10 protein-coding genes are annotated in these 14,093 nt (G+C 44.7%); 9 read left to right on the forward strand and 1 reads right to left on the reverse strand.

From position 1 onward, the window contains the following. Nucleotides 1-11 precede the first annotated feature (11 nt). The 4 genes from NSS82_RS13035 (at nt 12) to NSS82_RS13050 (ending at nt 3,234) form a co-directional block, all read left to right on the forward strand. Nucleotides 12-164, forward strand: coding sequence for a hypothetical protein (locus NSS82_RS13035; protein WP_178944226.1), 153 nt, complete (start codon nt 12-14; stop codon nt 162-164). 26 nt (nt 165-190) lie between these two features. Continuing rightward, the gene (locus tag NSS82_RS13040; RefSeq protein ID WP_036683459.1) at nt 191-634 is read left to right on the forward strand and encodes a GNAT family N-acetyltransferase; all 444 of its coding nucleotides are present in this window, start codon (nt 191-193) and stop codon (nt 632-634) included. 31 nt (nt 635-665) lie between these two features. Further along, the gene (locus tag NSS82_RS13045) at nt 666-1,157 is read left to right on the forward strand and encodes a DinB family protein (RefSeq protein WP_076272836.1); all 492 of its coding nucleotides are present in this window, start codon (nt 666-668) and stop codon (nt 1,155-1,157) included. An 88-nt stretch (nt 1,158-1,245) separates the two neighbouring features. Then, nucleotides 1,246-3,234, forward strand: a complete 1,989-nt coding sequence (locus NSS82_RS13050; RefSeq protein ID WP_076272837.1) for a CotH kinase family protein — start codon at nt 1,246-1,248, stop codon at nt 3,232-3,234. 71 nt (nt 3,235-3,305) lie between these two features. On the opposite strand, the gene NSS82_RS13055 is transcribed toward NSS82_RS13050, so the two are convergent. Then, the gene (locus tag NSS82_RS13055; RefSeq protein ID WP_076272838.1) at nt 3,306-5,000 is read right to left on the reverse strand and encodes an ABC transporter substrate-binding protein; all 1,695 of its coding nucleotides are present in this window, start codon (nt 4,998-5,000) and stop codon (nt 3,306-3,308) included. Nucleotides 5,001-5,112: 112 nt separating this feature from the next. On the opposite strand from NSS82_RS13055, the gene NSS82_RS13060 reads away from it, so the two are divergent. From NSS82_RS13060 to NSS82_RS13080, 5 genes are all read left to right on the forward strand, one after another. Next, complete coding sequence (locus NSS82_RS13060) at nt 5,113-6,624, forward strand: DUF4153 domain-containing protein (RefSeq protein ID WP_076272839.1); 1,512 nt, start codon at nt 5,113-5,115, stop codon at nt 6,622-6,624. Between the two features lie 24 nt (nt 6,625-6,648). Beyond that, entirely contained in the window at nt 6,649-7,173 is a 525-nt protein-coding gene (locus NSS82_RS13065; protein WP_036683471.1) for a hypothetical protein, read from the forward strand. Nucleotides 7,174-7,267: 94 nt separating this feature from the next. Beyond that, nucleotides 7,268-7,966 (forward strand): Crp/Fnr family transcriptional regulator, encoded by a 699-nt coding sequence (locus tag NSS82_RS13070; RefSeq protein WP_036683474.1) that lies wholly within the window; start codon nt 7,268-7,270, stop codon nt 7,964-7,966. 161 nt (nt 7,967-8,127) lie between these two features. After that, nucleotides 8,128-9,822: a methyl-accepting chemotaxis protein gene (locus tag NSS82_RS13075; protein ID WP_076272840.1), complete on the forward strand. Its 1,695-nt coding sequence runs from the start codon at nt 8,128-8,130 to the stop codon at nt 9,820-9,822. Nucleotides 9,823-10,088: 266 nt separating this feature from the next. Further along, nucleotides 10,089-13,991: a discoidin domain-containing protein gene (locus tag NSS82_RS13080; RefSeq protein ID WP_076272841.1), complete on the forward strand. Its 3,903-nt coding sequence runs from the start codon at nt 10,089-10,091 to the stop codon at nt 13,989-13,991. Nucleotides 13,992-14,093: the final 102 nt, after the last annotated feature.

Raw genomic sequence — 14,093 nt, forward strand, 5'->3', positions numbered from 1 at the left:
GCATCCATTTTATGTGGCTAGTGCTGGGGCGGATGGCTTGGTATTATGGGCATTCTTCTTTTATGAAGGTGTTGGCACAGCAGTTGGTCCAAAGAGGTTATAATGGAAAGCGTATATCTCATCCACGGAATGGTGGACTGTATGTGTATGAGCAGGGCTGTTAATTTAAAAGAAAGCAGGATGAACAATCATGGTTGATATTAAAGAAATAGAAATGGAATCTCTTCCTGAACTGGGGAATTTATATCAAGAGCTGATGAATAAACCGTCTGACCTTAATAAGCTTGAAGAAGTGTTTAAAGTGGTTAAGGCGGATAACCGGTACATTCTATTGGGTGCTTTTGTAGAGGGGGAGTTACTAGGGTCTTTGATGGGCATCGTGTGTCAGGACTTAGTGGGGGACTGCAAACCGTTTATGGTGATTGAGAATGTGGTCGTTTCAGCGCGGGCACGTCGTCAAGGCGTCGGCAAAAAACTTATGAACGCCATTGAACAAGCGGCCCGGGAAAGAGACTGCTATTATATTATTTTAGTCTCCGGTGAGCAGCGGAAGGAAGCGCATGTGTTCTATGAATCGTTAGGTTATAGAGATGAAAAGGTAGAAGGATACCGAAAACATTTAAGTTCCCATTAAAAAGTACAACAACTTTCTAGGAGGTTTTTATTTGCAGACATTTTTTCAATATAACTGGATGGTCCGCGAACAATGGTATGAGTGGTGTGCAAATATTTCTGAGGAGGAGCTGCTTGCAATACGTATAGGTGGTGTAGGCAGTATACTCGAGACGCTTTTTCACATTGTGGATGTGGAGTGGAGCTGGATTCAAGTATTGCAAGGAAAACCGGATTTCCAAGAGGATTTTGAGCAGTACAAGACTTTGCAGCAAGTACGAGAATTGGATGCAAAATTCCACACAGAGGTGGAACCCTTTGTAACGGCTTGGCATGAGGGGCTGGAGCAGAGGATTTTTGAGGATCACCTTCCGGATGGCAGGATCGTGACCGATGCCTGGGGTGAGGTAATGCGCCATGTGATTGCTCATGAGATTCATCATGTCGGGCAATTATCTGTCTGGGCCAGAGAGATCGGAAAACCGCCGGTTTCAGCTAATCTGATTGGCAAAGGGCTGATAAACAGCCTGCCTGGCAAAGCGTAGACAAGCTATTCAGCGTATATTCAGATTCATATTTTACAATCTCCTTGAACTGCGAAAACATAAATCTGTACTTCAAGGAGGATTACACATGGTGAAGAAGAAAAATTTACTGAGAAAGTTTATGGCAGTTACACTAAGTCTTGCTATCGTCTCAACGGCGTTTGGTGTTGCTGGAAACACGCCCGTAGTTAGTGCGGCGGATGCAGGTGTAACGAAAGCGTATGAATCCCTGTTCGCGGGTGACAGAATCATTGATGTTAAAGTAACGATTGATGATGCGGATTGGAAAAGTATATTAGCAAGTCCCCTCGAAAAAGAATACAAAAAAGTTAAGGTTGAAGTTGACGGGAATGTTGTTGAAAATGTTGGATTTTCTACTAAAGGGAATCTGACGTTAAAATCGGTAGCCAGTATGACAGACTCGGACAGATACAGCTTCCGGCTGAAATTTGATAAATATGATAAGAAGCAAACGTTACTTGGTCTTGATAAAATGGTACTGAACAACAATTTTTCGGACCCTTCGTATATTCGTGAATATTTACATTACGAAGCGCTCCGTTCTGTTGGTGTGGATGCACCTTTGACTGTGTTCACCAATCTGTATATCAACGGAGAATTATATGGTTTTTATGTAGGTGTGGAAGCAATAGATGACAGCTACTTAGAACGTACCTATGGAGAAAATTATGACGACGGTGTTCTGTATGATACAGAAGAAAAAAGTTATCTGCAGTACAAAGAAGGCAGCGACTACGAAACGATAACTTATGATACAGGTAAAGAAGATGATAAAGCTTCGTTAAAGAACTTCATCAAGGTGCTGAATGAGATGCCTGCCGGTGAGAAGGGTTCTATTGAAAGTGTGCTAGATGTGGATTCGGCCCTGAAGTATATCGCTGCTAATGCTGTATTGGGGAACTATGACAGCTATAACGGGGATAAAGGTCATAATTATATGTTGTACGGGGATGCATCCGGTAAATTTAGTGTACTTCCATGGGATATGAACATGTCCTTTAACGGGTATTCTGGTGGCGGAGGCGGCAGAATAGGGACAACAGATACAACAGCTGCTGCGGGCACAACTTCTACATCGGCAACAACCATCGCAGCCAATACCAACGCAGTAACTGCATCGATTGATAATCCTACACTTGGGATAAGTTTAGATCAGGTCCCAATGATTGCTAATCTGTTGGAAGTGCCTGAATATAAGACTAAATACCTGAAATATGTATCTGAGCTGGTTGATTATTTGGAAGGAATTCAGAGCAGAATTACTGAATTGGCTACCTTAATTAAACCTTACGTTCAAGCAGATCCAACCAAATTTTATACCATGGAACAATTTGAAAGTAATGTTACTTATTCAGCAACAGGTGAGATGGGTGGTAGTGGAGGAATGACACCACCAGCTGGGATGGAAGGCATGACACCTCCTGAAGGGATGGAGGGCATGACACCTCCGGATGGAACGACACCGCCAGCACGTCCTGATAATACAGGGACTGCGACTGATGGTAATCCTACACCTCCAACAGGTAACGCTGGAGGCGGGGGACAAGGTATGGGCACAATGGCTGCAGGTTCGATTATGACCTTTGCGCTGAACAGACTTGCTAATCTGCAAGGCCAGCTAGGACTTAACGTCACACCTCTACCCTCTGTAACTACAACACCATCAACAACTAATCCGAACACGACGGGCACTAACGGAATATCCGTACTTTTAAACGGAACAGCGGTCAGCTTTGCAGATCAGCTTCCTGTGAATAAGGATGGCCGGGTGCTTGTGCCAGTGAATGCAATCTTTAATGCTCTGGGTGCTACAGTAACCATGGATCAAACGACTAAGAAAATCACTGCAGTAAAAGACAATACAACGATCGTAATGGCCATTGGCAGCAAGACTGCTTACATCAATGGCAAAGCGCTCACACTCGACGTTCCTCCGCAAATTATCGGAAATCGGACATTAGTTCCGGTTAGATTTATTTCCGAGGGATTGAATATGGATGTGAAGTGGGATGCGGGGACTTCTACAGTTACAGCTACGACTAAAACAGCAGCTTAATAATTAGCTTTATCGCGTATGCGGAAATCCGGGGCAAGCTCTGGATTTCCGCATTTTTTAATTCAAGCAGATCAACTCGTGCTGCTGCTAGAGAGCAGTGGCGGAAACCAGACATGACGAAGATCGACCCAACCCTGGCTATTGAAGCTAACCCCGCGGACAGAGGGGAGATAAGCTGTCTGAGTCGGCTTTTCATACAAAATATGTAGGTGGTGTTCTTTAATCAGACGGTTCTCGATGATACTGAAACTTTCCGCTCGGGCCACCGGATTAGGTTCGCGCGCGATGGTATACAGCCAGCCTTCTATATCCGCCCGGGTATACGGTTCAATATGCTGGGAGAGCGTAAGGTATAGATCAAATAAACGAAGTTGTTCATCCTCGTCACGGAATAATGAGAAAACAATCAGATCAGATTCCAGCCGAATCGGACCTTTAAATTCCTCTGGAGACACGGAAATGACATTGCATTTATAACCTTGTTGCTCTAGTCTAGTGGCAATAAAATCAGCATCGCCAGCATATTGTGGAATCGTAGAGATTTGCAACGTGATTTCTTGATCTTTTATCACTTCTTGCTCGATGGACGCTGAATCGCCTTTTAAACAGGAGACTATTTTTGCCCGAAGCAGGGGATCGCTTAGCGGTCCCTTTTTTTGCGTATTGCAGGTGACGAATTTCCGGATGGAAGACTCCGAATGAATTCGGCTCCAGGTCGAAGAACTGGCGGATGAGGGATTCTGAATCACGTGAAAAGCAGAACCCGTATCAGAGGATGACGTTTCGGTATCCCACGGGACATAAAGGATTTCAACCCGATCTAAATGAGCCCGTCCTTGAAAATAATAAGGAAAAACCTCCAGCACACAAGTGTCCTCGGTCATGTCCACAACCTTAAAGGGGCCAGTCCCCACGGGTCTACGGCCAAAGCTCTGCTCATCTATTCCTTCTAAATCACGCGGTACAATTGCGGCTCTGCTCGTGCACAAAAATGGCAGAAATAGTTCATTAGGCTGCTTAAGCGTAATTTGAACGGTAGATGGATTTAATGCGGTGACCCGCTGGATTTCTTTGAAAATATAGCTATAGAGTGTTCGTTTAGAGGTTCGCATCAACCGTCCCAGGGAATAGACTACATCCTTGGCTGTAAGCACTTTTCCATGATGGAATAACACCTCTTTGCGCAGAAAAAAAGTCCAGAGCGTCCGGCTCTCATCGACTTCCCAGGCGTGAGCCAGACAGGGAACAATCTTGTCCCGTTCACCGCTTCTTTTCACTAACCCGTCGAAAACATGGCTGGAAACAAATGACTCTGCCAGCAAATTCATATATAACGGATCGAAGGTATGTAGCTGCTGGGTAATGGGCAGGCGGAGAGTATCAATTTGTTTGTCACTACGAATTTCAGAATGATGCCCAAAATAGGTCAGCAGCCAACCCTGTAGTGTATCCTGCAGTGAGGTGGAGCTGGCATGGGTTTTGATGCCTTCTATAGCGTGGTGGACATCTTTGCGGCTAATCGCCTGCATCATGGATTGAAGGGCAATTTCTTCGGAGGGAACAAGAAATTGCAGCAAAGAGCGGCTTCCCCGCCCACGCTTAGGAGTCCATTTGATCCATTCCTGCAACATCATTTTATTCACAATATGCATGGCATTGCGGTGTGTACAGCCGAAAATCAATGCCAACTCATCCATCGTCACTGAGATTTCTATGGCTCCCCCAAAATGAGATTGCAGCTTTAAAAATTGGCTATGCAGCTTCATTGTTTTGGTTCCTTTCGGAAAATAGGAAATTATAAATAAATTCTTTCTCTTTTTTTTCTTATTTTATCACGTAAAATAAGGATGAGAAAGTAAGAAAATGGGGGTAATTACCATGACCGAGGAAATGGAAACGGGAACGGGACTTAGGCTTAATCGATCGCTTGCTGCTTTGCTTGCTGCGTTCTTACTGGCAATAGTTCATCAGTATTTATTTTATGGAAAGCTGGCGGGCCTATCGTATCCAATCTTTGTGTGTCTGTTCTATGCGTTCATGCTTTATTATGCCAAGGCTAAAATCCGCAAGCTCAACAAATTCAGTTACTTCTGGTTTGGAGCGATTTTTCTACTTTCATTAACCTATTTATTCTTTCATAATTTTTTCTTCTTTGGGCTGAACCTGCTGGTGATCCCGGTGTTGATTTTATTACATATGACTTATTTGCTTAGTGATAAACGGCCGGCTTGGAGCCGGCTTGGATTAGTGGGGAACACGCTGGAGCATGTGCTTCCACAGAATTTCCGCCATTGGAGCACTGTGTTTACGATCATTAAAAGGACTGGCGGCAGTAAAATGAAGGACGAGCGTAAGCAGGTCATGGGGAAAGTGCTGATAGGACTTGCGATCTCTTTTCCAATATTGCTGGTTGTGGTTACTCTGCTGTCCTCAGCGGACGGAGTGTTTCATCATGTACTGCTGGAGCTGCCGAATGTGCTGGATCGGATTTCATTTGGGGAAAGTTTTGTGCGGGTGCTGTGGATTATCCTGCTGGGCATGGGCTTGTTCGGCTTAGTGTGGGGGTATGTGGATTCGAAAATCTATGACTGGAATATGCAGCCTAAGGAATATGGTCCAGTGCTGGCGCCTGTAAGCTTTAAAATGGATCCGATAATTATGACGACGATTCTTATAGCCATTAACACGGTATATGTATTGTTTGTTTTCGTACAGTTTTCTTACTTGTTTGGAGCATGGGAAGGGATTTTACCAGAGGGCAGCTCATATGCTGATTACGCACGTAGTGGATTTTTTGAGTTGATTATGGTGGCTGCGATTAATTTCGTGATTTTGCTGCTGGCTTTGGTATCGGAAGGAAATAGAAGTGGAGGGCTGCAAAAATTTATTAATGTCCTGCTCTACATTCTGGTTGGTTGCTCGACAGTGATGCTATATTCCGCCTATACCCGTCTGACTCTATATGAAGAGGTGTACGGCTATACCACGACTCGGTTTTTAGTGCATGCATTTATGATATTTATGGGCTTATTGTTGGTGGTTGCAGCCTTACGGATAGCTGTTCAGCGTGTTCCATTGGCGAAATGTTATATTGTGCTGGGCTTGATCTCCTACGTCGTCATGAACTATATCGGGATGGATGTTATTATCGCTAATAAAAATATGGATCGTTATGCGGCAAGTGGTAAATTGGACGCCAATTATTTGGTCCGTTTATCTCCGGAGGTCATCCCTTCTCTGATAAGGTTTAGTGAACAGGAAGATGGGATGCTGGATGATTTTTTAAAGAATGAATGGAGAGAACTCAATAAGCGTGAGCGGGCCTGGCAGTCGTTCAATTTCCCGCAATATCTGGCGCAGCGTGAGCTGGCTGAATATTTTGCACAGTAAAGGTAAGAAGAAGGTGTGAGGTCAGTGAGGAAGAAGCCATTTAAAAGAGGCTGGTCATTTATCATCATTTTTATTACGGTAGGTTTAAGTTACGGGATCTATCATATCTATTTATACAATGCGCCCAAACAAAATCATTACTCGCGTGTTTCCAGCACCAATCTTGAACAGGAAAGTCTGGGCGGCATTCAGCTGCTTCAAAGCCTTGATTCAATTGCTAGGGAACCTAAGCCAAATAATGATATAGAGCGGTATCAGTATTATGATCTGGGCCACGAGACAACAATAGCCACAGCACGTGGCGATGATAAAATTATTTTAATCAGCGTCTATTCCGATCATACGATGAGTACGGCAAGAGATATTCATGTTGGAGCTTCAGCGGACGAAGTGATCAAGGCTTATGGCACTTCTTATTATAAAAGAGGGGAGCAAGGGGCTGAGATTATCGGATACGTGGATAAAATCAACCATCGGAGTATTGAATTTTGGCTGCAGGATCAGAAGGTAGATATGATTCGTTATTGTGTGGATTCTGTTGTAATGTAAAGTGTCATAGGAAAACCTCATTAAAAAGGACATATGTCCTTTTTTTGTGGGGTATTCTAAATTACACTGGAGCAAACAATAGAGGGGGCACTACATGCAGACGATAAATGACCGTGAGGCTGTCCGTGCCTTGGCAGTGAAGAACGGTCTGGACGGAATATTTAGCCCGCTGGTAACGCATAAAATGGAGTTGAGACGTTACGCGGATGAAGAAAAGCTGTGTTTGGTTGGCGATCAATTGGATGGAATGTTCATATTGGTTGAGGGCAAGCTCAAAATTCAGACCTTGCTGCCAAATGGCAAATCTATGCTGGTGCGGTTTACAAATCCGATATCTGTTATTGGGGATGTAGAGCTGCTTCACCGGTTCCCTGTTAAGAATCAAGTGGAGTCTGTGGGTGAGAGCTTGATTCTTTTTGCAGGTAGAAGACTACTCCTGAGAGAGCTTGAGGAAAATACAGCGTTGTTACGTTTTCTCGTCGGAGAACTTAGTCACAAATTGCATACGCTCGGTCAAGCCTCCGCACTTAACCTGTTGTATCCTGTGGAGAATCGATTTGCCAGTTATTTAATGTCTTTGTTCGCAGATAAAAACGGTGACCGGCGAGTGGAGGAGATTCGGACCTCAAGTCTTATTGAAACAGCAGAATTGCTTGGCACAAGCTATCGGCATCTTAATCGAATCGTACGTCGTTTTATTGATGAAGGAATCATTACACGAAATCGTGGACGCTTAAGTGTACTGGATGAATCGAAGCTGGCAGAGCTGGCTAACGGAAATTTATACGAATAAAAAGATCTCAAAAGACCATTAGTTCCTGCCCTCGGCCGGAAATAGGGGTCTTTTTGTTTTTTTAAGCAAACATTCAGTTCAAATTCAGAGAGGCTTAAGGGAGAGCTAGTAGGATAAAAGTACCAAATAGACCTACATACATATAGAGATGAGGAAAAACGATGGTGAAAAGTATCCGTGGGAAAATAGTCTTAGGATTTACTGCTGTGATTATAGTCTTTCTAGTGGCGATAGCCGGAAACACATTGTTTCAGGGGAAGGTTACCCAATTGACAGATCAGGTTAATCGTAACTGGGACAAGCTGTCACTTGTTCAAGGCTTAACGGATAAGATTCGTACCGCAGATGAGCTGGGTGCTCGTTATGTGATGAGCAACACAGATGATGAGCGGAATTCCTATCTGGCGCAGTATGCAGAAATGCTCCCATTGATTGAAAATGCTATTACAGAGCTGGAGAGTGCCCGATTAAGTGAAGCTGAGTTAAAGGGTGTAACTGAGCTGAAGAGCAAATGGAATGATTATTTGATCGTTCTGAAGGAAGCTTTTGCTTTAGCTAAGGAAGGCAACTTCCCGGAAGCGCAAAAGAAATTCACGGACCTATCATTAGACGCTATGATTGAATCTCAGATTGTGTTTCAGAACATGCTCATGGAGGAAATAGAGAATGGACAAAGCCTGGCAAATTCGCATCGTAATAACGCTTTGATTACTAGCTTTGGTGTGACCGGATTGTCGGTAGTGCTCGCGGTGATCCTTGCGCTGCTAATTTCTGGACGGATTATTAAACCGCTTCGTGATGTGAACACGCAGTTGAAGGAAATTGCAGATGGGGATGCCGATCTTACGCGCAAATTAAGTGTTCGTTCTAAAGATGAGATTGGTGAACTGGCGTTTAACTTTAATAAAATGACAGATAATCTGGGCACGATGATTGAACAGGTGAAGTTATCGGCAAATAGTCTCGCGAATTCCTCTACAAAGCTTAGGTCAGATAGTGGAGTGACGGCAGGCGCCACAGAACGAATATCGGATTTTATGGGTGAAATCGCTACCGGAACAGCCAAACAGATGAATGATTTGCAGACCAATACGATTACAATCTCAGAAATATCACTAGGAATCGGCCAAATTGCTGCCAGTGTCCAGGACATCTCGGAAGCCTCCCATCGCTCTGCGGCATTTGCCATTACAGGAGATGAATCCCTTCAGGCCGCTGGGCAGCAAATGGAATCGATTAATCACTCCATACAATCTTTATCACAGCAAGTCCAAGGTTTTGTGAATCGATCTCAGGAGATTGGCAGTATTGTAGGAGTCATAAAAGGAATCGCTTCGCAGACGAATATGCTGGCCCTAAATGCGACGATTGAGGCAGCTCGTGCTGGTGAGCAAGGTAGAGGTTTTGCTGTGGTTGCCGATCAGGTCCGTAAGCTGGCAGAGCAGTCCGCGGAATCCGCCAATCAAATTGCAGAAATGGCGACTGGGATCCAAAGTGAAGCAGATGATGCCATGAAGGTGATGATGAGCAGCATGCGTGAAGTAAAGGGAGGTACGGAGATTATCGAGGAAGCGGGACGTTCCTTCGGTGAGATTCGATTATCTATAGATTCACTCGCCGAACAGGTTCAGGAAGTATCTGGAGCCGTGGAGGAGATTACGGCGGCTGCGGATGAGATTGTAGAGTCAATTCGTAACGTTACGCAAATCTCGGAAACAACCGCTGCGAGTACTCAGCATGTGTCAGCAGCCTCACAAGAGCAAATGGCTTCGGTCGAACAAATTGCATCCTCTGCAAGTGAATTAAGTGCAATGGCGCATGGACTGCAAGGGTTGGTAGCTAGATTTAATGTATAACACGAAGCGTCGGAGAGTTAAGGGGCAATATAGTCCCCTTGTCCTCTCCGGGGCTTTTTTTGTTGAACGTAATATCCCACATACAAAGCATAGAAATCGCCATCGACGGCCATCTACCTATAACTTATATTATTAGCGTTATTAGTTAGCTTGTATCCGTAATTCATCATCTCAAATGTAGGAGGCGAATGTCTATAAAACTACTATTTTGAAAGCGCATCCTTTCTACTGTATAGCTCCACAAAATTTTGGAAGGTGGTTATTCAATGATAGCAGCTTCTAAAAGATTTACCGGGAAGACGGCAGTACTATATTGTTTGATTGTTATATTATTTGTAGGTCAGTTAGGATTATATCCCTCCGTGAGTTTAGCCGCGGGGAATTTAGCCCAAGGGAAGACTATTACTTCAAGCTCCTTCGGTGATGTATACGTAGCAGCCAATGCTAATGACGGCAGCCAAGGAACGTATTGGGAGAGCGCAAGCGGTGTTTTTCCGCAATGGATTAAAGTGGATTTAGGGGCAGCAAGCAGCGTGAATCAGGTTGTGTTAAAGCTGCCTGCAAATTGGGAAACAAGAACTCAAACGTTAGCGGTGCAAGGGAGTACAGATGATGCAGCTTACAATAACTTAGTAGATTCCGCCAATTATACATTTAATCCAACGAGTGATTCCAATACAGTGACCATCAGCTTTACAGCTGCGAATGTCAGATATGTTAAACTGAATTTCACATCCAATACGGTCTGGCCAGCAGCACAGTTAGCGGAATTTGAGGTTCATGGTAATACAACTACAACTCCATCCTCAGGATATGAAGCGGAGAATGCCGCATTATCGGGTGGTGCCAAGGTTAACACGGATCATACAGGTTATACAGGTACAGGATTTGTTGATGGTTACCTAAATCAAGGTGCTGCAACTGCATTTAGTGTTAATGTGGCTTCTGCTGGTAACTATGATGCTACATTAAGATTTTCAAATGCATCAGGCAGTACAAAAACCATTAGTGTTTATGTGAATGGAACTAAAATTAAGCAAACCTCACTTGCGAATCTGGCCAATTGGAATACGTGGTCAACAAAGATTGAGACGCTGGCTCTGAATGCTGGCGCTAACACGATTACTTATAAGTACGATACAGGAGACACTGGAAATGTGAATCTAGATAATTTGAACGTCACTCCAGCTTCTGCGACAACACCAACGCCGACGGCAACTCCAACACCAACGGCAACACCTACCTCAACTCCAACGGTAACACCAACACCGACACCGACGGTAACTCCTACGCCAACACCGACAGTAACACCTACACCAACTCCAACGGTAACACCGACCCCGACACCAACAGTTACACCAACGCCTGGGGCGGGTTCCAATCTGGCTTTGAACAAAAGCATCAACGCTTCCTCTTCCGTCTTTACCTTTGTTCCTGCAAATGCGAATGACGGTGATGTAACTACTTACTGGGAAGGAGCAGGAGGAAGTTATCCCAATACATTATCTGTAAACCTGGGTAGTAATGCCGATATTACATCCATTGTCCTCAAACTGAATCCATCATCGGCCTGGTCCACACGTACTCAGACTATTCAAGTGCTTGGGCATAATCAGAATACAACAGCCTTTACTAGTCTTGTGCCAGCAACCGTGTATACTTTTAATCCGGCAACCGGCAATACGGTCACTATTCCGGTAACGGCCACGGCTAGTGAAGTACAGTTGAAGATTACCACCAATACTGGTTCAACCGCTGGACAAATCGCTGAATTCCAAGTGATGGGTGCACCAGCTGCTAATCCGGATTTGGAGATAACCGGTCTTACATGGTCACCTTCAGCTCCAGTAGAGACCAATGCCATTACTTTAAATGCAACGGTAAAAAATATTGGAACGTTAGCTTCCACAGCGACTAATGTAAATTTCTACTTGGGCAGCACACTTGTAGGTACTAGCCCAGTGGGGGCATTAGCGGCTGGCGCATCTACGAACGTCACTTTAAATATGGGCGTAAAGGATGCAGCTACCTATACTTTAACTGCAAAGGTTGACGAGAATAATACGGTTATTGAATTGAACGAAGGCAATAACAGCTTCACTAGTCCAAATTCTCTTATTATTGCTCCCGTATCCAGTTCTGATCTAGTAGCTTCCCCTGTTAGCTGGACACCAAGCAATCCAGCAGGCGGCAATGTGGTCAGCTTCTCGGTGGCAATCAAGAATCAAGGAACGGCAGCATCCGCAGGGGGTGAGCATAACATAACCTTGAAGGTTCTGGGTGCTACTACGAATGCTGTACTCCAAACCTTAACTGGAACCTATAACGGCGTGATTGGCAGTGGAGTAACAGCGCCTCCTGTTAGCCTTGGCACTTGGACAGCAGCTAATGGCAAATATACTGTGAAGACCGAAATTGCCGTAGACACTAATGAGCTGCCAGTTAAACAAGCCAACAATATTCAAACACAGTCTCTTTTTGTAGGTCGTGGAGCCAATATGCCTTACGACATGTATGAGGCTGAGGAGGGTGTGATTGGTGGCGGGGCTGTGAAGCTTACTGCTAATCGGACCATTGGAGATCTTGCGGGTGAGGCTTCAGGCAGAAGAGCAGTTACACTGAATACTACAGGCAGTTATGTAGAATTCACTACTAAGGCTGACACTAATACACTGGTCACCCGCTTCTCGATTCCAGATTCGGTGAGTGGAGACGGTACGAATGCTACACTGAACATCTATGTGAACGGAGTTTATACCAAGGCGATTAATCTGACCTCTAAATATGCATGGCTGTACGGTTCAGAGATAAGTCCCGGCAATTCACCAAGCGCGGGCTCTCCGCGGCATATTTATGATGAAGCCAACATTATGTTCGACAGCACGATTCCGAAAGGTAGTACGATTCGACTGCAAAAAGATGTTGCAAATACCTCGCAGTATGCCATTGATTTCATCAGTCTGGAGCAGGTTTCACCGATTGCCAATCCAGATCCGGCTAAATATACGGTCCCAGCCGGTTTTACACATCAGGATGTGCAAAATGCGCTAGATAAAGTACGCATGGATACGACCGGAAATCTTGTAGGTGTGTATTTGCCAGCAGGTAACTATCAGACCTCCAGTAAATTTCAAGTCTATGGAAAAGCAGTGAAGATCATTGGTGCAGGCCCATGGTATACGAGATTCTACGCTCCAACGAATCAGGAGAATACGGATATCGGTTTCCGGGCAAGCGATACCGCTAATGGCTCTACTTTTGCGAATTTTGCTTACTTTGGGAACTACACATCACGTATTGATGGTCCGGGTAAAGTATTTGATTTCTCCAATGTGGCAAATATTACGATCGATAACATTTGGACCGAACATCAGGTGTGTATGTACTGGGGAGCTAATACGGATTACATGGTGATCAAAAACTCCCGTATCCGCAACACCTTCGCTGACGGCATCAATATGACGAATGGCAGCACGAATAATCTCGTATCCAATATTGAGGCACGGGCAACAGGGGATGATAGCTTTGCATTGTTTTCGGCTATTGATTCCGGTGGTGCAGATATGAAGGATAATATTTATGAAAATCTCACTTCAATCTTGACCTGGCGGGCAGCAGGTGTAGCCGTCTATGGCGGATATGCCAATACCTTCCGCAACATTTATATTGCCGACACGCTTTGCTATTCTGGAATTACGATCAGCTCACTTGACTTCGGGTATCCAATGAACGGCTTTGGCGCTTCACCGACAACGAATTTTGAGAATATTTCCATTGTTCGTGCAGGTGGACATTTCTGGGGGGCACAGACCTTCCCGGCAATCTGGGTATTCTCAGCCTCTAAGGTATTCCAAGGCATTCGTGTCAGTGATGTGGATATCATTGATCCAACCTATCATGGTATCATGTTCCAAACCAACTATGTCGGCTCCACGCCACAATTCCCAGTGACAGATACCATCTTCACGAATGTCACAATTTCCGGTGCGCAAAAGAGTGGAGATGCTTTTGACAGCAAATCCGGAGTGGGCATCTGGGTAAATGAAGCGGCTGAGGCTGGGCAAGGTCCTGCCAGAGGGTCAGCCACCTTTAACAATCTGAAGATTACCAACACGGTAACGAATATTAAAAACAATACGTCTACTTTTACGATTAACGTTAATCCTTAAAAATAAATGCTGCAAGTACTGAACAGCCGTCTCCCGCTTTCGTGGGGGGCGGTTGTTTTCAGGTTGCAGAAACCAAGGGTTCTGAATCGACAGGAGGTGCTG

Origin of the sequence: Paenibacillus sp. FSL H7-0735, from assembly GCF_038008505.1 — a bacterium.
GTDB classification, from domain to species: Bacteria; Bacillota; Bacilli; order Paenibacillales; family Paenibacillaceae; genus Paenibacillus_AQ; species Paenibacillus_AQ odorifer.